Below are 19,074 nucleotides of genomic sequence, written 5' to 3'. Positions count from 1 at the left end.
TTACGCTTCCGCGGTGGACGAGGTGGCGGCGGCGATCGCCGATCCGGTGCGCCGCGACATTCTGGTGATGTTGCGGGAGCGGAGTCTGCCCGCGGGGGAGATCGCCGACCGGTTCGCCATCAGCCGGCCCGCCGTGAGCCGGCACCTACGGGTGCTGCGGGAGAGCGGGCTGGTCCGCGACACGCTCGTCGGCCGCCGGCGGCTCTACGAGCTCGACCCGTCGCGGCTCGCCGGGCTGATCGAGTGGCTCGATCAGTTCACCGCGGCCGCCGGCTGGGAGCGCCGCTTCGACGCCCTGGAGACCGAGGTCTACCGCACCCGTCGCGAGCGCCGCCGAGGCGGCCCGACGGACCAACGACAGGAGAACACGGCATGATCAGCTCACCTACCGGCCGGCTCTTTCCCACCGCCGACGGCGGCGATCTTGTGGTCAGCCGGACGTTCCGGGCCCCGATCGAGGACGTGTGGGCCAGCGTGACCGAGTCCGACCGCACCGCCCGCTGGTTCGGCGCCTGGACGGGCGACGCCGCCCCCGGCAACACGATCAAGGTGCAGATGGCCTTCGAGGAGGGGGCGCCCTGGTTCGACGTCCGGATCGACGCCTGCGAGCCGCCGCGCCGGCTGGCTGTGTCGATGACCGAGCAGTCCAGCAACCGGCAGATCGAGCTGCTGCTGTCGCACAGCGAGGGCCGGACCGAGCTGCGGCTCGTGCATCGCCTGGACACCGTCGCCGAGACCGGCGAGATGGGTCCCGGCTGGGAGTACTACCTCGACCTGCTGGTGGCGGCCCGGGACGGCCTGCCCACCCCGAGCTTCGACGACTACTACCCGGCCATGAAGCCGTACTACGAGGGCCTGCTGACCCCCACCGAGCCGGCCTGACCGCTGATCTTTCCTGAGCCGCGCTGACAGTCGTCGATCCGAAACGGCCTGAGATCCGTATCACTGTCAGGGCCGGATGCAGGGATCCGGCGAGCGGAGGCGCCACGGTGAACGGCAGACATGGCAAGGAGCCGCCGCGGTCCGGACCGACCCCGGACGCGCCCGACGACGCCCGGGACTGGTTCGAACCGCGTGCCGCCGTGACCGAGCCGACGCAGGTCCTGCCGCTGGTCACCGCCTCGCCGCCCCGGATGCCGCCGCCGATGGTGGTCGCGCGGGCGGTGATCGTCTATCAGGAACGGCCGCGCCGGCCCTGGCGGCTGTGGGTCTTCACCGTGGCGATCGTGGCGCTGACCATCGGGGTCGTGCTCGGGCAGACGGCCGCGTTCGACCCGGTCTACCGGCCCGCGGCCGGCGCCCAGGTCGAGGCGCTCCCACCGGGCGTGCCCACACCGTCCGGGCCGGTGCCGAGCACTCTTGAGCAGCCGTGGCCGGACGCCGCCCATCGGATCACCACGCCGCTCGGCTCGGTGCGGGCGCGGCGCCTCGAGGTGGCCGGGGCCTCGGCCGTGTTGCGCGTCCGCGGCGCGGACCTCGGCGAGAACCTGTTCGACATCGCGACGACGGACCGCAGCGCGGTGCCGAGCCTGACCGAGAGCAAGCAGGGCTCGCGACTCGAACTGACCCCGACCACCGAGCCCGGGACGGTCGGTGCCGAGCTCCAGCTCAACACCAAGGTGGCGTGGACCCTGAAGCTGGCCGGCGGCTCGGCCGAGCAGACCATCGACCTGCGCGCGGGCATCGTGGCAGGCATCGAGATCGTCGGCGGCACCACCCAGCTCGTCCTGCAACTGCCCGAGCCGAAGGGCACCGTAGCCATCTCGGTCAGCGGCCCGGTCGGCGAGCTGGTCGTGCGCACCAAGGCTGGCACCCCGGTCCGGCTCCGCCTGCGCGGCGGCGCCAAGACCGCCACCGTCGAGGGCAGGAAACCCCGCAAGGTCAAGGCCGGCGGCGCGCTGACCCCGGACGGCTGGCCGGCCGCCAAGAACCGCTACGACGTGGTCGCCGCCGACCCGGTGACCTCGGTCAGCTCGGCGGCATTCTGACCGGCGGCGTTCGGATGGATCAAAACCTTCAATCCGGTACGGGCGGCAGCGGTGCTCAGGGCCGTGGTGACCGCGCTCAGCGGGAACACGTCCGAGACGATCGGCGCCAGGTCGACGAGGCCCCGCGCGGCCAGGTCGATCGCCCGCGGGTAGACCTCGCCCATCCGGCGGGCCATGACCAGCGTCAGCCCCTTGCGGCGGGCCAGCCCCGCGCTGAACGAGGTGCGGTCGCCGTCGGGAATGCCGACCAGCACGACCCGGGCGCCGGGCCTGGCGAGCCGCAGCGCGGCGTCCACGGCCGCGTCGGACCCGGAGACCTCGAAGACCACGTCCGCGACACCGGCCCCCTCGGCCGGCTCCGCGCCGAACGACGTGGCGACGGCCATCCGGTGCGGCAACGGCTCGGCGGCGAGCACCCGGGTGGCGCCGTGCCGGCGAGCCAGCTGCACCAGCAGCAGGCCGATCGGTCCGCAGCCGACGACCGCCACGGTCGACGCCATCCGCAGATGCGCGAGGTCGAGGGCGTGCAGCGCGACACCCAGCGGCTCCAGCAGGGCACCGTCGTCGTCGGAGAGGCTGTCCGGCAGCGGGTGCAGGCGGTCGGCCGGCCAGGTCATGAACTGCCGCAGGCCGCCGTCGCAGGAACCGTGCCCGGCGAAGACGACGGTGGGGCACAAATTGCCGTACCCCTCCCGGCAGGGCTCGCAGATGCCGCACGGGATCGCCGGATCGATCGCGACCCGCCGGCCGTCGTCCGGTCCGCCACGGATCACGCCCGCCATCTCGTGGCCGAGCACCAGCGGCCGGGCCAGCACCGCGTCGCCGATCCCGCCCTCGGTGAACCAGTGCAGGTCGGAGCCGCAGACCCCGACCGAGGTCACCTCGACGAACCGCGCGTCGGCGCTCCCCGGCGCGGGACGGTCCTCGGAGTGCAACCGGACGTCCCCGGCGCCATGCAGTCGGGCCACACGCATGCTCAGCTCGGTCACGGATCGACGCTAACACCGTTCCGGGGATCGCGAGTTGCCGATGAACCCGTCATGATCAGCGACATGAACGACGCCGCGGTGCCCCGCCCATGACCGCCGCCGACCTGCGCGCGCTGCTCGCCGCCGACCACCTCACGCACGTACCGGGCGTCTGGGATCCGGCCAGCGCCGCCCTCGCCGTCCGGGCCGGGCACCGGGCCGCGCACCTGTCCGGCCAGGCGATCGCGGCCACCATGCTGGGCCGGCCGGACCTCGGCTACACCCCGGCGACGCAGATCGCCGACCGCGCCACGACCCTGATCCCGGCCCTCGAAGGCGTGCCGCTGCTGGCCGACGCGGACATCGGCTACGACAGCCGCGACGACGCGGTGTGGACCGCGCTCTCCTACCAGCGAGCCGGGATCAGCGGGCTCATCCTCGACGACGGCAAGGACGCCGGCCGGTCGGCCGACCGGATCGCAGCGCTGGTCGCGCAGGTGCCCGGCATCGTGCTGGTGGCCCGGGTACGCGGCCGCGGGCTCGCCGACACGATCGAACGGTGCCGGGCGTACGCGGGCGCGGGGGCGGACGCGGTACTGCCGGAGGACATCTCCGAGGCGGACGATCTCGGTCGATTGCGAGCTGCGCTTCCCGCCGTACCGCTGGCTGTGAACCGATCCGAGACCGCGAGTGGCCGCGGGCGCTTGACCGGCGCGGAGCTGGCCGGGTCGGGGGTGCGGCTGGTGCTGCACCCGCTCGCTGCCGTGCTCGCGGCACTGCGGGCGGCGTCGCTGACCTACCGCACGATCGCCGACGAGGGGGACGCCGGGGATGTGGACCGGATGCCGCTGGCGGCGCTGGCCACGGTGAGCGAGCGGCCGGCCGCGCGGGCCACGGGGAGCAACCGCCCGGCCACGCGGGCCACGGTGAGTGACCGGCCGGCGGCCGTCACCCCGGGCATCGACAAGATCGACACCTGAGGCCGGTTAATCGGTTGTCCGCCCGGCGGGGGCGGGCCTACCGTATGGATCACCACCGAAAAGCACCGAGATGGTCAGGAGACCGAGATGTTGTGGCAGCCCTCGAACACCGCGCACCGGCTCACGCCGTGCCGCGAGGCTGCCGTCGCCCTGACCGGGCGGCTCAGTGCGGTCAGTGAAAGCAGCCACGGCAACCAGGAATCGGGCAGGCGGCGCGACTAGCGCTCCTCGGCACAGCCGCCGCCCACCCTGCCGGGTCGGGCGGCTTTTTCGTATCCCTACGGGTGTAGCTCAATCGGTAGAGCAACGGCCTCCAAAACCGTGCGTTGCGGGTTCGACTCCTGCCGCCCGTGCTTCCCCGCCCCGGCCCGGCCGGCGGCAACGGCGCTTGAAAACTCCACAGCGGATGACAGAAACAAGGAACGCCCGTGAGGCCCTCTCGATCCTCCAGGACCGGGTTCGACCCCCGGACGGGCGACGGCACCAACTCTGTGCGGTCCTGGTGAACTCGGCGGACGCGCCGGTCTTCCAAACCGGAGCAGCGGGTTCGATGCCCGCGGGCCGCTCGGAGCCGGGAAAGGGACGGCGGAAGCCCGCGCGCCGGCTACCTCGGGTCGCATCCCGCGGTGGCTCGCCGGCAGGGAGTAGCTACCCGGCCAACGCGGATCTCCGCCGTCCCTCCCGGCACCCCACGCGGTTGTAGCTCAGTGGTAGAGCGCGACGTTGCCAACGTCGAGGTCCCGGGTTCGAGCCCCGGCAGCCGCTCCGGAACACCCTGGGTCGCGCGCTTTCCGGCGCGGCGACCGGCCGGCGGGGCCGCGACCCCGCCGGCCCTCTGCGGGCTGGTGCAATCCGGCAGCACGCCCGGCTCTGAACCGGGAGGTTGGAGGTTCGAATCCTCCGCCCGCAGCTCACGCCCTCGTAGCCCAACGGCAGAGGCCCGACGTTGAGGACGTCGCCAGTGCGCGTTCGAATCGCGCCGAGGGCACGCAAGGCAGGCCAGTGGAGCACGACAGGTCGTGCACCCGTTTCGTAATCGGGAGGTAGCGGGTTCGAGTCCCGCCGCTGGCTCGGAACCCTGGGCTCGTAGCTCATCTGGTAGAGCGCCCGTGTCGCAAGCGGGAGGTGGCCGGTTCGACTCCGGCCGGGTCCACGCAAGAAGGCCACCGCGGGCCGGTGGTCATGGGAGAGCTGGCCGAGTCCGGTTGAAGGCAGCGGAGTGCTAATCCGCCGCAGGGGCACCAGCCCCTGCCGAGGGTTCGAATCCCTCGCTCTCCGCGCACATTTGCTCAAAACCTGGAGACGCCAGCCGATGGGCGCCGGCCGCGGTCCCGAAAACCGTTGGGGGTAAAACCCGTGGGCGTTCGACTCGCCCCGTCTCCGCGAGTGCAGTCCCCGTCCCGGTAGCTCAGCGGGGAGAGCGCCGCCTCGACAAGGCGGAGGTCGCTGGTTCGAACCCGGCCCGGGGCACGCATCTCTTGGCGCGGTGGACGAAACGGAAGAGTCGCCCGGCTTTCACCCGGGACATGTGCGGGTTCGAATCCCGTCCGCGCTGCACGATCCGGCGTCGCCCAATCGGCAGGGCAGCGCACTGTTAATGCGTACAGGTGAAGGTTCGAGTCCTTCCGCCGGAGCCATCTAACCCCGGACAATCACGTCATGGTCCAACGCTTGCGGTTCCGTGCCAGCCATTTTCCCGCCGTCCGTGACGGAAGCAAGCGGATGACGATGCGATTCAATGATCCGGTGCAGGTCGGGCCAGCGCTGTTGGTCTTCGAATTCGACGACGAGGTATCCCTGCCGGGACACATCACGTCCACCGTGGCCAAGCCGGTCGGCACCGTCACCGACGACGAGGCGCAGAAGGATGGCTTCGCCGGCGCCTCCGACGTCCTGCCCGGCCTGCGCGACTACTACCCCGAGCTGCAACCGAGCGACGAGATTGTGATCGTCCGCTTCGAGGTGAACGACGACTGACGTCGGCGGCGAGCATCAAAGTTCGTATGGGTCTGCCCTCGTAGCTCGGCGGACAGAGCAGCGCCTTGCGAATCCGGGGGCTGCTCGTTCGGTCAGAGCCGTCCCGCCCGTATAGCTCAGCGGGAGAGCGCCGCCTTTACAGGGCGGATGTCCCAGGTTCGATCCCTGGTGCGGGCACTGGCCGAACAGGCCGCAGTTGTGGCTGTAGCTCAGCTGGTCCAGAGCGCCGGGTCGTGGGCCCGGAGGTCGCCGGTTCGAACCCGGCCAGTCACCCTCACGTTTCGTCTGCCCTCGTAGCTCAGCGGACAGAGCACCGGATTCCGAATCCGGGGGCCGCTGGTTCGATCCCAGCCGGGGGCGCGCACGGTCGGATGCCCGAGTGGTCAGGGACCCGTCTGCAAAACGGGATACGCCGGTTCGAATCCGGCTTCGGCCTCCAGCCTGTCATCCGCTGTGGAGAGGGATCCGTGACTGCTGACCTGGGCACCGTGTACGTGCGGTGGACGTGGTGCCGGGCCGTGTTGCACCGCGGCTGGTGGCTGGTGACCAGCGTTTACCTCGTCGTCGACGCGCAGCTCGGCGCGTCCCAGCTGGTGTTCATCGGCGTCGCCCAGGCCGTGGTGGCGTTGGTGTTCGAGGTTCCCGCCGGCGTCGTCGCCGACACTCTCAGCCGTAAGTGGTCGCTGGTGGTCTCGCACGTGCTCATGGGGGCCGCCATGCTCGCCACCGCGCTGGTCGGCGACTTCCTGTCATTGCTGGCGACGCAGATGCTGTGGGGGCTGTCGTGGACCTTCGCCAGCGGTGCGGACGTGGCGTGGATCAGCGACGAGCTTGATGATCCGGCCCGCGTCCCGGTGGTGCTGATCCGGGCCGAGCAGGCCCAGCTGACCGGGACAGTCGCCGGGCTGGCGGGCGTCGGCGGGCTGGCCTGGCTCGCCGGGCGGACCACGGCGATGGTGCTCGCCGGCGCAGCCATGTCGCTCCTCGGCCTCTACGTTGCCGCTTTTCCCGAGCGGCGTTTTGTTCCGGTGCCGGCGAGGCGGTGGTCGGCGGCCTGGTCGATTCTGGTACGCGGGTCAGCGCTGGTCCGCACCAGCCCGGTGCTGATCGCTGTGTTCGCCGCGACGTTTCTGGTCAGCGGCGTGGCCGACGCCTTCGGGCGGCTTTATCCGTTGCGGCTGGTTGCGCTCGCGCCGGCCGTTGATCCAGTTCTCTGGTTCACCGGGCTGGGCGTGCTGATGTGTCTCGCGGGGGTTGTCGCCCTGAGCTTCGTGCAGGCCGGGCTGGGCGGTGCGCACCCCTATGTGCTGGCCTGCGGGGTCGCGGCGGTCGGCGTTGTCGGCCTGGCGTTCGCCCCGGACGCGTTCAGTGGCAGTTTCGCCGTACTGCTGGCTGCGGGTGCGTTGCCGCTGACCCGGACCTTCGGCACCCTCCGGGTCAACGCCCGGACCGCCGGTGCGGTCCGGGCCACGGTGCATTCGCTGCTCGCCCAGGCCGAGTACGCGGGAAAGATCATCTGCGGGCTCGCGATCGCCCTCGTCGCCGGCCGGACCGGGATGCTCGTGGCCCTGACCGCGTGCGGTGCTCTGCTGGTCGTCGCCGCGGTCCTGGTCCGCCGGCAAAGCGGTTAGGACGGCGCCGCGGTCAGGACGGCGGCGCGGTCGGCTTGGGGGAGTACTTGTCCTTGCACTCGGCCACGGTCAGGCAGGTGAAGACGAGCTGGTCGACGCCGGACAGGCTCTTCACCGGGCGCTCGTCGTCGCGGAGCTTGCGGACCGCGGCGATGTCGGTCATCCGCACCTCGAAGCTCTCCGGCAGGTTCTCCGGGCTGATGCCCGCCACGTCGGACGGATCGGCCGAGAACATCTTGTGCATCTTCTCGTACGCGGCCTGCTTGTCGGTGAACGTGAGGCCGGTGAAGCCGGGGAGGGCCCGCAGCGCCGTCTCGACGTCCGCACGCTGCGCCGGGGTCGCCTCGTTCTTGAGGATCACCGAGAAGGACGCGTTCTCGTCCAGGATCTTCTGGAGCTGCTCGTCCCGTGACGGCCCCGCGTCATCGCTGAACAGGCCGCACCCGGCGGACCCGCCCACCGCCAGCAGAAGGACAACAACGATCTTCAAAATGCGCACGGTGAGTAATGCTAGTGCGGCCCGCAAGGATCGACGCTGGTCCGGACGCGACGGTGCCCGGGAGCCGAGGCTCCCGGGCACCGTGTGACGCTTCAGCGGATCACGAGATGCGGATCTTGGCTGAGGTGCCGTTCTCCTCCAGGACGCGGATCTTCACGCCCACCGCGGGGAGCTTGACCCCGTGGTTGGGCAGTTCCTCGTAGAAGTACTTCTTGGTGTCGTCGAACAGCGGCTGCGCCGCCTGCCCCCGCAGGTACGACGGCTGGCCGTTGATGTGCAGCGTGAACGAGTCGGCCTTGCGGAGCCCGAACGGCGCGTCGTAGACCTGGATGCGCGCGCTCCACGGCAGGCCGTCGAGCCGGTACTGCGGCCGTGGGTGGGCGTCGATGTAGAGGTTGCGGCCCTGACCCGGATGCCAGTTGGTGTCGTTGTCCACCTGCGACCGGTCCCAGTAGGAGATCAGCACCCCCTGCTGGTACGAGTAGTGCTCGACCCAGTCCGGCTTCGTGTTGAGGAAGCCGAAGTTGTACGGGCCGGTCTTGAGATAGCGGTCGTAGGAGACGTACGTCCGGTGCCCGGCGATGTAGAAGTTGTCGTAGTCGCCGGTGGAGCTGGTGCCCACGGTGCTGAAGCCCTTCAGCGTCCACGGCGTGGTGCCCTCGGCGTCGTCGCTGAACAGCACCGTGCCACCGTCGGTGACCTGGATGTTGTCGGCGAAGAAACCACCGGCCGAGAAGCCGCCGTCGGTGCGGTAGTAGAGCTGCAGGTAGACGTTCTGGCCCGCGTACGCGTCCAGCGGCACGTTCACGTCCACCCACTGGTTGTCGGTGCTGCCGTCGATCGCCGGTCGTGGCGGGTTGGCCCCGTCCCGTCCGAACGGCTGCCCGTTGGCCGTGCCGTCGAGGGCCGTCCAGCGCTGACCGTCGAGCGACGCCCGGACGTACAGGTAGTCGAAGCCTTCCTCGATGTTGTAGCGGGCCTTGAACGACAAGGCCGGATCGGTCGCGCCGGTCAGGTCGAACTGCCGGGTCATCGAGTTGCGCAGGTCGTCGGCGTTGCCGGAGAAGTACTGCCGGGAGCCGGAGAACGGCGGGCCGAACTCGGTGGTCACCCGTTTCTTCGGCAGCACCACGACGGCCGCCTGCGCCTTGTTGCTGTTGTACTCCTGTGGCCCGAGGGTCAGGGTGCGCTTCTGCTTCGCCACCACCGTCTCGTAGTCGAGCCAGCCGAGCTGGAGCTTGTTCCACGCGCCGAGGTCGCCCGGGCGGGTGCCCAGCGGCTCCCCCTCGGCGTTGAGGCGGCTCTGCGCCATCAGCGTCCAGTACTCGTTGTTGTTGGTGCCGCCGGTGAGCACGTTGTAGTCGTCGGGCAGGCCCAGGTCGTGGCCGTACTCGTGGACGAAGACGCTGAGGCCGCCGTTCTCCGGCTGCATCGTGTAGTCGCCGATCCACAGGCCGGTGTCGGCGATCTCGGTGCCGCCCAGCAGGTTGCCGGCCGGGCCGCGGTCACCTTCGTCGTCGCCGTACGCGAAAGCACGGTGACTCCAGATGGCGTCCTCGGCCTGGTACGGGTCACCGTCGGCCTCGTCCCCGCCGGCGTGCACGATCTGGAAGTGGTCGAGGTAGCCGTCCGGCTCGTTGAAGTTGCCGTCGGCGTCGAAGTCGTACCGGTCCCACTGGTCGAAGGTCTTGAGCTCCGCGGCGATCTGGGCCTTGGTGCGCCCGCGGGCCTCCTGGTCGGCGACCCACTGGTTGGCGGCGTCCCGGACCAGGTCGTAGGAGGTGTTGCAGACGTTGCTGGAGCAGACGTTCGGGTCGTCGCCGTTGGCGTCGGTCGGGTCGTCGCCGGAGCGGCCGTACCGGGCCTCGTTGTACTTGACCTTGACCCAGTCGGTGACCGTGCCCTCCACGCTGTACCGGCCCGAGGACTGCGTCTGGTAGTACGTCTTGACCGACTCGACGTTGCGGCCCTGACCGAAGTACAGGTTCTGGTAGTGGTCGCGGTTGTAGTCGGCCTGCCAGACGGTCGAGTTGTCGACAGCCCGGTTCGGCTCGGGGATCTGGTTGTGCACCGGACCGTCGAAGCGCTGCGGCCCGGGCGTGGTCGGGTCGGTGTCCTTGTCCGGGAAGCGCGGGTCACGTTCGTCACCGAACTCGGCGAGGATGACGAAGATCCGGTCGGTCTGCTCGCGGGCCAGCTCGACGTACTGGTCGCGGTTGTCCTTGGCACCGCGGCGGTTGCGCGCCTCGCCGCCGAAGGCGCCACCGCCGGCGGCCTGGCCGACCTTGACGACGGTGCTGCCGTTGCGCTTCTCCAGCTTCGCGCGGCCGGACAGGACGTCACTGACCGCCTTGTCCCGCAGCGTGCGCCGCTTCTTCTCCAGCGGGCTGACCAGCTCGTCGCTGGCCACGCCCGGATCGTTCTTCGACGGCGCTGCCGCCGCTGTATCGGCTGGCGGAGCCGCCACCGCCGCCGGACTGAGCGAAACGCCCACTCCGGACGCCAGGCTCAGGCTCAATAATCCCACCAAGGCTTTTCGCACGGACGAACCTCCGCGATCGTCATGCCGCCCCCGCCGATCAGGCAGGACGGGCCGGATCGAATGTGGACCTGTACAAGGCCTGTGAAGGAACGTAGACATCGACGAGTTCAGAAGGGAAGACCTCGGCCGGGTCGGCTGCGCGACGCCGCTCGGCAAGAGCAACAAGCGACTCGTCGGCTATACCGGTACACACACGGTCAGCTCGGCTTTTGTCGCAGGGCAGGTCGCCCGTCGCTCTTGGTCTCACCTCAACGTCCCGATTCCCCCGTACGCGCTGCGTAACCGGGCGAGGGCGACCTGTTCCCTGCAACGGATCCAATGGTCGTCGGCGGACCTTGTGCGAAGCATGGGAGACTGGTCAGGTTCCTTGTAGATTTCTTGAATCCCCTGGTGGGAAGCGTTCAGGCGAAGGGTGTGCTGAGTCGGTTGGCGGCGGAGTTCGGGGTGCTCGGCGCCGTGGAGGCCCGGGTCGGCGGCCGGCCTGTCGAGCTCGGGCATGCTCGGCAGCGTTCTGTGCTGGGCGTGCTGCTCGTCGAGGCCGGCCGGCCGGTCACGGTCGACCAGCTGATCGACCGGGTGTGGGGCGCCGACGCCCCGCAACGGGCCACCGGCGCGCTCTACAGCTATCTGTCCCGGTTGCGGCGGGTCGTCGCCGACGCCGCAGAAGTGGCGATCGAGCGCAGGGCCGGCGGATACGTGCTGACGGTCGATCCGCAGGCGGTGGATCTGCACCTTTTCCGCCGGCTCGTCACGCAGGCCCGGGCGGCCGAATCCGACCGGTCGGCCACCGAGCTGATCGAGCAGGCCCTCGGCCTGTGGCGCGGTGAGCCCTTCGCCGGCCTGGACACCCCATGGCTGAACGCGATGCGGCGGCTGCTGCTCGGTGAACGGTTCGCCGCCGAGCTCGACCGCAACGACGTGCTGCTCCGGCTGGGCCGGCACGGTGAGCTGCTGCCCGCCCTGGCGGCCGCCGTCGCCGAGCATCCGCTGGACGAACGGCTCACCGAGCAGTCGATGCTGGCTCTGTACAGGTGTGGCCGCCAGGCGGACGCCGACGAGCAGTACCGGCTGATCCGGCGCCGCCTCGCCGACGAGCTCGGCAGCGATCCCGGCGCCGGGCTGCGCCGGCTGCACGAGCGCATCCTCGCCGCCGACCCGACCCTGGCTGCCCCGGCCGCCGACACCCCGGGTGCGGCTGTTCAGATGGCCGCGCCCGCGACGGTGCCGGCTCAGCTGCCCGCGGACGTGCGCGCTTTCACCGGCCGTACCGGTGAACTGGCCGCGCTGGACCGCCTGCTGGCGCCGCCCGAGGGCGACGAGCCGCCGCTGACGGTCGCGCTGCTCTCCGGCACGGCCGGGGTGGGGAAGTCCGCCCTGGCCGTACGGTGGGCGCACCGCGTGCGGGAGGCGTTCCCCGACGGCCAGCTGTACGTGAACCTGCGCGGTTACGACGCCGAGCAGCCCGTGGCAGTCGCCGACGCACTGGCCGGTTTCCTGACCGCGCTGGGCGTACGCGGTCCGGAGATGCCATTGGGCACCGACGAGCGCGCCGGCCGCTACCGGTCCGAGCTGACCGGCCGCCGGATGCTGGTGCTGCTCGACAACGCCTCGTCGGTGGAGCAGATCCGGCCGCTGCTGCCCGGCACCGGCTCGTGCCTGGTGCTGATCACCAGCCGGGACTCGCTGCCGGGCATGGTGGCGGTCCACGGCGCCGAGCGGGTCAACCTGGATCTGCTTCCCCTGGCCGACGCGGTGGGCCTGCTGCGCCGGCTGATCGGTGCCCGGGTGGACCAGGAGCCGTGCGTCGCCGCCGGCCTGGCCGCGGCCTGCGCCCGGTTGCCGCTGGCGCTGCGGATCGCCGCCGAGCTGGCCGCGGCGCGCAGCGACGTCTCGCTGGCCGAGCTGGTCGCCGAGCTGGGCGACCATCAGCTGCGGCTGGACCTGCTGGACGCGGGCGGCGATCCGCGCGCCGCGGTCCGTGCCGTGTTCTCGTGGTCGTACCAGAATCTGCCCGCCGACGCGGCCCGGGTGTTCCGGCTGCTGGGCCTGCATCCGGGCGACACCGTGCACGTCGCGGCGGTGGCCGCGCTGACCGGCACAGACCTGGGGGAGGCCCGGCGGCTGCTCGGCGTGCTGGTCCGGGCCAGCCTGGTGTACATCGGGCGGGGCGGGCGGTACGGCATGCACGACCTGCTGCGGGCGTACGCCGCGGAACTGGCGACCGGGCACGACCCCGCGCCGGCGCGCAAGGCCGCCCTGACCCGGGTTTTCGACCACTACCTGGCCGGTTCCGCCGCGGCGATGAACGCGCTCCACCCGGACGACCCCGCGACCGGCGGCGACCCGGACGCGGCCCGGAGCTGGATCGAGGCGGAACGGCCCAACCTGGCCGCCGCCTGCACGTACGGTGCCGCGCACGGCTGGTACAGGCACGCCGTCACCATCGCGGCGACCATGTTCCGCTATCTCGACGCCGGCGGCCCGGTCGCCGAAGCGGTCACCGTGACCGCCGCTGCCGTGTCCGCGGCCCGGTCCCTCGGCGACCGCGAGGCCCAGGCCCGGGCGCTGTCCGATCTGGGCCGCTTGCACCGGCGGCAGGGCCGGCTCGACGAGGCGGCCGAGACCTACCGGCAGGCCCTGCTGCTCTACGCCGACCTGGGTGAACGCGCCGCCGAAGCGGTGGCGCTGCGCAACCTGGGCAGCGTCCACTGGCGACTGGGCGACTACCGGCAGGCCGCGGAGCACTACCGGCGGGCCTGGTCGCACTACCGCGAGCTGGGCGACGAGGCCGGGCAGGCCGACGCCTCGGTGCGGCTGGGCCTGGTCGACGCCCGGCTCGGCGACGAGACCCAGGCGACCGGACGCCTCCGGTCGGGGTTGGAGCTCTTCGCGCGACTGGGCGACCGGTTCAGCGAGGCGTACGTGCTCTCCCTGCTCGCGCGGCTCACCCAGCAGCCCGCCGACCTCGAACGGGCCGGCATCCACCTGGAACAGAGCCTCGCCGCGGTCCGGCAGGCCGGCGACCGCACCGCGGAGGCGTACGTCCTCACCGACCTCGCCGCCGTGTACGCCCGGGTCGGGCGGCTCACCGAGGCGGCCGGTCAGCTGCGGCAGGCTCTGCTGTTGCACCGCCGGATCGGGGACCGGGCCAGTGAGGCCGAAGCGCTCAACGACCTCGGTCAGGTGCTGCGCGCCGCCGGTGACGACCAGGAGGCGCGGAGCCAGCACGACCAGGCGCTGCTGCTGGCGCGGGAGATCGGCGACCGGTTCGAGCAGGCCCGCGCGCACGACGGCCTCGCCGCCACCGACGTCACCGGCGGACCGCACCGCGAGCTCGCCCGCGGCCTCTTCGCCGAGCTGGCCGTGCCCGCCGCGCCGCGCCTCGAAGTGCCGACGGCGACTCCCGGCCGGTAGTCAGACCCGGAGCACGCCGTCGACCCACAGCACCGTGACCGGGCATCCGCGGGTCCGGGCATACGTGACGATGTCCGCTGTGCCGCCGAGGCCGCGGGCCGGCCGGCCGTCCCACACCGCGAAGAGATGGTCGCAGCGATCCACCAGGGCCTGACCGGCGGCGAGATACGCCTGCTCGCTGGGCTCCGGAAAGGGCATCGTAGTGACCGTCGCCGCCGCCCGCCTGAGCTCGGTGAACCGGGCCCGGCTGTCGGCCCCGCTCAGCGAGCAGCCGTAGCCCTCGCACGGCAGGATCACCTCGAGGGTGCCGCCGGCCGCCAGCACGTGTGCGGCGAACAGCTGGTCGGCGCCGTCGGCGAGGTTCGACAACCCGTACAGCTGGGCGCCGGCCGGGAGGACCCGGCGCCAGTGGTCCTTCGCGCAGTCGACGATCTCCGGCGGGAGAATCTGATGACCGGTGACACCGAACCGCACCCCGACCCCCGTACGAAGGCTCGTCAACCTGTAGAAGCACCATGACGATACGGTCTCCCGCCTTTTCCCGGGGGACGCCGGCATGGACAATCTGTCGTCGCTGGACGTGCCGACTGCCGGGGGATCGTGTCATGACCTTCAATGGGTTCATTTCGTACAGCCATGCCGCGGACGGGCGTCTCGCGCCCGCCGTGCAGCGTGGTCTGCACCGGTTGGCGAAGCCCTGGCACCGCCGGCGCGCCCTGTGGATCTTCCGGGACCAGACCGGCCTGTCGGTGACCCCGGCACTGTGGTCGTCCATCCAGACCGCGCTGGACGGCTCGGAGTACTTCGTGCTGCTCGCCTCGCCGGAGGCCGCCGGATCGCTGTGGGTGAACCGGGAGATCGAGCACTGGATCGCCACCAAGACGGCGGACCGCATTCTGCCCGTGGTGACCGACGGCGAATGGGAGTGGGACTCCGAGCGGCACGACTTCACCGAGGACTCCACGGCGGTGCCCGCGGCGCTGCGCGGCGTGTTCGACGAGGAGCCGTTGTTCCTCGACCTGCGCTGGGCGCGCGGCAGCGAGCACCTCAGCCTCCAGCATTCCCGCTTCCGCGACGCGATCGCGCAGCTCGCGGCCCCGATGCACGGAGTCAGCAAGGACGAGCTGGAAGGCGAGGACGTCCGGCAGCACCGCCGGGCCCGGCGGCTGCGCTCGGGCGCGGTGGCGACGCTGGTGCTGCTGACGATGCTGGCCACGGTGACCGGCATGTCAGCGGTGCGCAACGCGGAACGGGCGCGGGCCGCGGCGGCCGAGGCACTGCGCCAGCAGCAGGTGGCCGAAGTGCAGCGCGGCAGTGCCGAGCGGTCCGCGCAGGAGGCGCTGCGGCAGCAGGAGCTGGCCAAGCAGCAGCAGGATCTGGCCCAGCAGCAGCGGACCCGGGCGACTGACGCGACCGCCGCGGCGGAGGAAGCCGAACGGCTGGCGCAGGAGCAGCAGAAGCTCGCGGACGCGGCGGCGGCGGAAGCCCGGCGGCAGCAGCGGCTCGCCGACCGGGCGGCGACCCGGACGCGCGAGCAGCAGCGCCTGGCGAAGGAGGCGGCCGAGCGGGCCCGGCAGTTGGAGAAAGAGGCGCAGCGGCTCGCGAAGATCGCGGAAGAGCAGCGGCGGCTCGCCCGGGAAGCGGCCGCGGAGGCCGACCGGCAGCAGGCCAAGGCGGACGAGCAGCAGCGGATCGCGGTCAGCCGGCGACTGATGATCCGGGCCAAGGCGTCGATCGTCGACGACCCGAAGACGGCCCTGATGCTCGGCGCGGCCGCCCACAAGCTGCTGCCCGACGCCGAGAGTCACAAGGAGCTCGCCGGCGTGATCACGTCGACGAACTACGCCGGTTCGATCAAGAACGCGGCCTGGACCGCGTACGCGAAGGACGGCGTCCTGGCCGCCCTCGGCAGCGACGGCCGGGTGACGTTGTGGGACGTGTCGGACCGGCGGAACCCGTCGGCGATCGCCACGCTGCGTGAGCCGGCCGCGAAGGGCGGGTCCCTGCTGTTCAGCCCGGACGGCAGGACCCTGGCTGTGGTCGGCGCGCAGGACAAGGCGGTGCTGTGGGACGTGGCTGTCCGGTCGCGTCCCGTCCGGCTGGTCACGCTGCCGAACGACGGCACCGTCCGCTCGCTGGCGTACAGCGCGGACGGCAGGACCTTCGTGACGGGGGACCGGTCCGGGATCACCACCTTGTGGGACACCAGCGACCGGGCCGAGCCGGTGCTGATCACCCAGCTGGACGGCTTCGTGCCGTATCCGGTGGAGGACCTCACGTTCAGCCCGGACGGGCGCACTCTGATCGTGGACAAGGGCCGGTTCGTCCCGGTCTACGACATGACCGATCCGCTGGATCCGGTCGCGCTGCGCGGGGTCGTCGGCTTCGGCGGGTCCCCGATGGTCTTCACCCCGGACTCGCAGAAGCTGATCGTCGGCGGCTACGACGGCACGGTCGCCTACTACGACATCGAGGCGCGCAGGGACGAGGCCCGGACCGGGATCCGGGCCATGGACGACGATCCGCAGCCCCCGGACATGCCGCCCGACGAGCCGGACTGGGGGCCGTACGACTGGTTCCCCAGCCTCGGCGGGACCATCAGCGCGATCACCCTCAGCCCGGACGGGCGGATGTTGGCCACCGGTGACGAGGACGGGACGGTCACTGTGTGGGACGGCCGTACGGTGGTTACCAGCATGCAGGCCAACGCCGGGATCCGGACGCTGGCCTTCGGCCCGGGCGCCGGGACGCTCGTCACCGCCGACACCTCGGGGAACGCGACCATGTGGAACGTGCGGCCCCGGTCCGCCCCGGACCGGCTGGCCGCGCTCGCCGTCGCGGGCGGCTCGAACCGGGCCACCGTCTTCGGCCCGGACGGCCGTACCCTGCTCGCCGCCGGCTCCGACGGCCGGGCGAGGACGTGGAAGGTGACCGACCCGGCCCGTCCCGTCCCGGGTGCCGACGTCACCGTCCACAGCGGAGCCGTCCGGTCGGTCGCGTTCAGCGCGGACGGCCGCACGGTGGCGGCGGTCGGATCGAAGGACGGCCGGCTGACGGTCTCCGACGTGGCCCGGCCGGCCCGGTCGGTGACACTCACCGTGTTGCCGGAGTACGTGCTGGGGACGAACGCGATGGCGTTCAGCCCCGACGGGCGTACCCTCGCCGTCGTCGCGGACGACACCGCAATGATGCTGTGGGATCTGACCGACCGGAAGCGTCCGGTCCTGCGGGCCACGCTGGGCGGCGGCAGCTTCGGGACGGCGTCGGCGTTCAGCCCGGACGGGCGGACGCTGGCCGTCGGCGGCGAGGACCGCACGTTGACACTGTGGAACGTGGCCGACCGCAGCCGTCCCGTCCGGCTGGCCGCGCTCACCGGCCACACCGATTTCGTGGAGTCGCTGGCGTTCACCCCGGACGGGCGGACCCTGGCGAGCGCCGGCTTCGACTCCAGAACGATCCTGTGGGACGTCACCGATCGCGCCCGTCCGCTCCGGCTCACCACTCTGGGCGGTCACGACCGGGGGGTCGAGTCGGTGGCCTTCAGCCATGACGGGCGCACCATGGCGACCGGCGGCCGGGACAACACGGTGATCCTGTGGGACACCGCGAAGCCGGCCGAGTCGATCCGGGTCGCCACGATCCCGTCCGGCCTCGCCGGCGAGGCGCGCGAAGTGACGTTCCGGCGCGACGGGCAGACGCTGGCGGTCACCGGGCAGTCCCGCGACACCGTGACCGTCACGCTGTGGAGCTACGCGAAGCTGAACAGCCTGCGTAACGACCCGGCGGGATATGCCTGTGCGATCACGGGCCGCGGCCTCAGCAGGAGCGAGTGGGCCCGGCACATTCCCGAGCTGGCCTACCGCCGTACCTGTGCCGGCTAAGGGGTGAGGCCGGCCCGCCGGTCCTGGAGGAAGGCCCGCTCGGTCTCGTTGCCGGCCAGCGCGATCGCCTCGTCGTAGGCGGCCGCGGCCTCCCGCACCCGGCCGAGCCGGACCAGCAGGTCGGCGCGGGTCGCGGGCAGCAGGTGGTAGCCGGGCAGCTGGAGGTGCTCCAGCGCGGCCAGCGCCAGCCCCGGCCCGTGCACCTCGGCGACCGCGACCGCCCGGTTCAGCGCGACCACGGGGGTCGGCGCCAGCGCCTGCAGCTGGTCGTAGAGCGCCAGGACCTGCTGCCAGTCGGTGGCCGGGCCGTCGGTGTGCACGGCGTTGATCGCCGCCTGGATCTGGTACGGGCCCGGCCGGTTGCGCCGCAGGCACCGGCGGACCAGGTCATGTCCCTCGGCGATCAACGCCCGGTTCCACAGTGACCGGTCCTGGTCCGGCAGCAGTACCAGCTCACCCGCGGGACCGGTACGGGCCGGCCGGCGCGCCTCGGTGAGCAGCAGCAGGGCCAGCAGGCCGACGACCTCGGGCTCGTCCGGCATCAACGCGGCCAGCTCGCGCGCCAGCCGGATCGCCTCGGCGCACAGGTCGGTCCTGATCAGCGACCCGCTGGTGGCCGCATACCCCTCGTTGAACATCAGGTAGAGCACGGTCAGCACCGGCGGCAGCCGGTCCGGGAGCTCCTCGGCGCCCGGCACCCGGTACGGGATGCCGGTGTCGCGGATCTTCTTCTTGGCGCGCACGATGCGCTGGGCGATGGTCGCCTCCGGCATCAGGTACGCCCGGGCGATCTCCGGCACCTCGAGTCCGCCGAGCAGGCGCAGGGTCAGGGCGGTCCGCGCGTCGGGGGCGAGCGCCGGGTGGCAGCAGGTGAAGATGAGTCGTAGCTGGTCGTCCTGCACCGGTCCCACCTCCTGGGGTTCGTCCGGCTGGTGCAGCAGCAGCGCCTGGGCGTGCCGCGCCTCGCGGGTGGATTCCCGGCGGAGCCGGTCGATGGCCCGGTTGCGGGCGGTGGTCACGATCCAGGCGCCCGGGTTCGGCGGCAGGGTGTCCCACTTCTCCAGGGCCACCGCGAACGCGTCCTGGACGGCCTCCTCGGCGAGGCTGATGTCGCCGAGGAGGCGCACGAGCGTCGCCACGCAGCGGCCGTACTCCGCCCGGTAGACGCCGTCGATGTCCATGCCGGCGGGCCGC

At 71.8% G+C, this 19,074-nt stretch carries 13 protein-coding genes and 15 tRNA genes; 23 read left to right on the top strand and 5 right to left on the bottom strand.

Going from position 1 to position 19,074, the window contains the following annotated elements; all coding sequences use genetic code 11:
• Positions 1-13 precede the first annotated feature (13 nt).
• From ACQP2Y_RS37740 to ACQP2Y_RS37730, 3 genes are all read left to right on the top strand, one after another.
• Positions 14-376 (top strand): metalloregulator ArsR/SmtB family transcription factor, encoded by a 363-nt coding sequence (locus tag ACQP2Y_RS37740; RefSeq protein WP_433721033.1) that lies wholly within the window; start codon positions 14-16, stop codon positions 374-376.
• Positions 373-882: an SRPBCC family protein gene (locus ACQP2Y_RS37735; RefSeq protein ID WP_433721032.1), complete on the top strand. Its 510-nt coding sequence runs from the start codon at positions 373-375 to the stop codon at positions 880-882. The genes ACQP2Y_RS37740 and ACQP2Y_RS37735 overlap by 4 nt, the downstream gene beginning before the upstream one ends.
• Positions 883-989: 107 nt before the next feature.
• The gene (locus ACQP2Y_RS37730) at positions 990-1,988 is read left to right on the top strand and encodes a hypothetical protein (protein WP_433721031.1); all 999 of its coding nucleotides are present in this window, start codon (positions 990-992) and stop codon (positions 1,986-1,988) included.
• Here the strand turns inward: ACQP2Y_RS37730 and ACQP2Y_RS37725 are convergent.
• The gene (locus tag ACQP2Y_RS37725; protein WP_433721030.1) at positions 1,934-2,977 is read right to left on the bottom strand and encodes a zinc-dependent alcohol dehydrogenase; all 1,044 of its coding nucleotides are present in this window, start codon (positions 2,975-2,977) and stop codon (positions 1,934-1,936) included. The genes ACQP2Y_RS37730 and ACQP2Y_RS37725 overlap by 55 nt on opposite strands.
• Before the next feature lie 89 nt (positions 2,978-3,066).
• On the opposite strand from ACQP2Y_RS37725, the gene ACQP2Y_RS37720 reads away from it, so the two are divergent.
• The 18 genes from ACQP2Y_RS37720 (at position 3,067) to ACQP2Y_RS37635 (ending at position 7,544) form a co-directional block, all read left to right on the top strand.
• Entirely contained in the window at positions 3,067-3,936 is an 870-nt protein-coding gene (locus ACQP2Y_RS37720) for an isocitrate lyase/phosphoenolpyruvate mutase family protein (protein ID WP_433721029.1), read from the top strand.
• A 280-nt stretch (positions 3,937-4,216) separates the two neighbouring features.
• Positions 4,217-4,289 (top strand) — tRNA-Trp (locus tag ACQP2Y_RS37715).
• A 140-nt stretch (positions 4,290-4,429) separates the two neighbouring features.
• A tRNA-Gly gene (locus ACQP2Y_RS37710) sits at positions 4,430-4,502 on the top strand.
• 127 nt (positions 4,503-4,629) lie between these two features.
• Positions 4,630-4,701, top strand: a tRNA-Gly gene (locus ACQP2Y_RS37705).
• A 71-nt stretch (positions 4,702-4,772) separates the two neighbouring features.
• Positions 4,773-4,846 (top strand) — tRNA-Gln (locus tag ACQP2Y_RS37700).
• A gap of 5 nt (positions 4,847-4,851) precedes the next feature.
• Positions 4,852-4,924 (top strand) — tRNA-Leu (locus ACQP2Y_RS37695).
• Between the two features lie 10 nt (positions 4,925-4,934).
• A tRNA-Thr gene (locus tag ACQP2Y_RS37690) sits at positions 4,935-5,007 on the top strand.
• 9 nt (positions 5,008-5,016) lie between these two features.
• A tRNA-Ala gene (locus ACQP2Y_RS37685) sits at positions 5,017-5,089 on the top strand.
• A 32-nt stretch (positions 5,090-5,121) separates the two neighbouring features.
• Positions 5,122-5,214 (top strand) — tRNA-Ser (locus ACQP2Y_RS37680).
• A gap of 119 nt (positions 5,215-5,333) precedes the next feature.
• A tRNA-Val gene (locus ACQP2Y_RS37675) sits at positions 5,334-5,406 on the top strand.
• A 10-nt stretch (positions 5,407-5,416) separates the two neighbouring features.
• A tRNA-Glu gene (locus ACQP2Y_RS37670) sits at positions 5,417-5,491 on the top strand.
• A gap of 5 nt (positions 5,492-5,496) precedes the next feature.
• A tRNA-Asn gene (locus ACQP2Y_RS37665) sits at positions 5,497-5,573 on the top strand.
• 22 nt (positions 5,574-5,595) lie between these two features.
• Positions 5,596-5,913: an ASCH domain-containing protein gene (locus ACQP2Y_RS37660; protein WP_433721027.1), complete on the top strand. Its 318-nt coding sequence runs from the start codon at positions 5,596-5,598 to the stop codon at positions 5,911-5,913.
• Positions 5,914-6,018: 105 nt separating this feature from the next.
• A tRNA-Val gene (locus tag ACQP2Y_RS37655) sits at positions 6,019-6,090 on the top strand.
• A 21-nt stretch (positions 6,091-6,111) separates the two neighbouring features.
• Positions 6,112-6,186, top strand: a tRNA-His gene (locus ACQP2Y_RS37650).
• A 14-nt stretch (positions 6,187-6,200) separates the two neighbouring features.
• Positions 6,201-6,273: transfer RNA gene (locus ACQP2Y_RS37645), tRNA-Arg, on the top strand.
• A 5-nt stretch (positions 6,274-6,278) separates the two neighbouring features.
• Positions 6,279-6,352, top strand: a tRNA-Cys gene (locus tag ACQP2Y_RS37640).
• 28 nt (positions 6,353-6,380) lie between these two features.
• A complete protein-coding gene (locus ACQP2Y_RS37635) occupies positions 6,381-7,544 on the top strand; it encodes an MFS transporter (protein WP_433721025.1) in 1,164 nt (387 codons plus the stop codon).
• A 13-nt stretch (positions 7,545-7,557) separates the two neighbouring features.
• Here ACQP2Y_RS37635 and ACQP2Y_RS37630 read toward each other — a convergent pair whose 3' ends face one another.
• Together ACQP2Y_RS37630 and ACQP2Y_RS37625 are read right to left on the bottom strand one after the other, a co-directional pair.
• Positions 7,558-8,043: a permease-like cell division protein FtsX gene (locus ACQP2Y_RS37630; protein WP_433721023.1), complete on the bottom strand. Its 486-nt coding sequence runs from the start codon at positions 8,041-8,043 to the stop codon at positions 7,558-7,560.
• Between the two features lie 100 nt (positions 8,044-8,143).
• Complete coding sequence (locus tag ACQP2Y_RS37625; RefSeq protein WP_433721021.1) at positions 8,144-10,570, bottom strand: immune inhibitor A domain-containing protein; 2,427 nt, start codon at positions 10,568-10,570, stop codon at positions 8,144-8,146.
• Positions 10,571-10,975: 405 nt separating this feature from the next.
• On the opposite strand from ACQP2Y_RS37625, the gene ACQP2Y_RS37620 reads away from it, so the two are divergent.
• Positions 10,976-13,999 carry a BTAD domain-containing putative transcriptional regulator gene (locus tag ACQP2Y_RS37620; protein ID WP_433721019.1) on the top strand — a complete coding sequence of 1,008 codons (3,024 nt, stop codon included), beginning with the start codon at positions 10,976-10,978 and terminating at the stop codon, positions 13,997-13,999.
• Here ACQP2Y_RS37620 and ACQP2Y_RS37615 read toward each other — a convergent pair whose 3' ends face one another.
• Complete coding sequence (locus ACQP2Y_RS37615; RefSeq protein ID WP_433721017.1) at positions 14,000-14,500, bottom strand: hypothetical protein; 501 nt, start codon at positions 14,498-14,500, stop codon at positions 14,000-14,002. It lies immediately after the preceding gene.
• Positions 14,501-14,604: 104 nt separating this feature from the next.
• On the opposite strand from ACQP2Y_RS37615, the gene ACQP2Y_RS37610 reads away from it, so the two are divergent.
• Positions 14,605-17,880 carry a TIR domain-containing protein gene (locus ACQP2Y_RS37610; RefSeq protein WP_433721015.1) on the top strand — a complete coding sequence of 1,092 codons (3,276 nt, stop codon included), beginning with the start codon at positions 14,605-14,607 and terminating at the stop codon, positions 17,878-17,880.
• Here the strand turns inward: ACQP2Y_RS37610 and ACQP2Y_RS37605 are convergent.
• Positions 17,877-19,061: an RNA polymerase sigma factor gene (locus ACQP2Y_RS37605; RefSeq protein ID WP_433721013.1), complete on the bottom strand. Its 1,185-nt coding sequence runs from the start codon at positions 19,059-19,061 to the stop codon at positions 17,877-17,879. The two genes, ACQP2Y_RS37610 and ACQP2Y_RS37605, sit on opposite strands and share 4 nt — an antisense overlap.
• Positions 19,062-19,074: the final 13 nt, after the last annotated feature.

The organism is Actinoplanes sp. CA-051413 (assembly GCF_050955795.1).
In the GTDB taxonomy this organism is placed as follows: Bacteria; Actinomycetota; Actinomycetes; order Mycobacteriales; family Micromonosporaceae; genus Actinoplanes.
This window is presented reverse-complemented; position numbering and strand designations above follow the sequence as displayed.

Excerpts from the sequence above, each read along its gene's own strand:
- ACQP2Y_RS37720 (WP_433721029.1), top strand. The coding sequence starts at position 3,067 with ATGACCGCCGCCGACCTGCGCGCGCTGCTCGCCGCCGACCACCTCACG.
- ACQP2Y_RS37610 (WP_433721015.1), top strand. The coding sequence starts at position 14,605 with ATGACCTTCAATGGGTTCATTTCGTACAGCCATGCCGCGGACGGGCGT.
- ACQP2Y_RS37660 (WP_433721027.1), top strand. The coding sequence starts at position 5,596 with ATGGTCCAACGCTTGCGGTTCCGTGCCAGCCATTTTCCCGCCGTCCGT.
- ACQP2Y_RS37605 (WP_433721013.1), bottom strand. The coding sequence starts at position 19,061 with ATGGACATCGACGGCGTCTACCGGGCGGAGTACGGCCGCTGCGTGGCG.
- ACQP2Y_RS37735 (WP_433721032.1), top strand. The coding sequence starts at position 373 with ATGATCAGCTCACCTACCGGCCGGCTCTTTCCCACCGCCGACGGCGGC.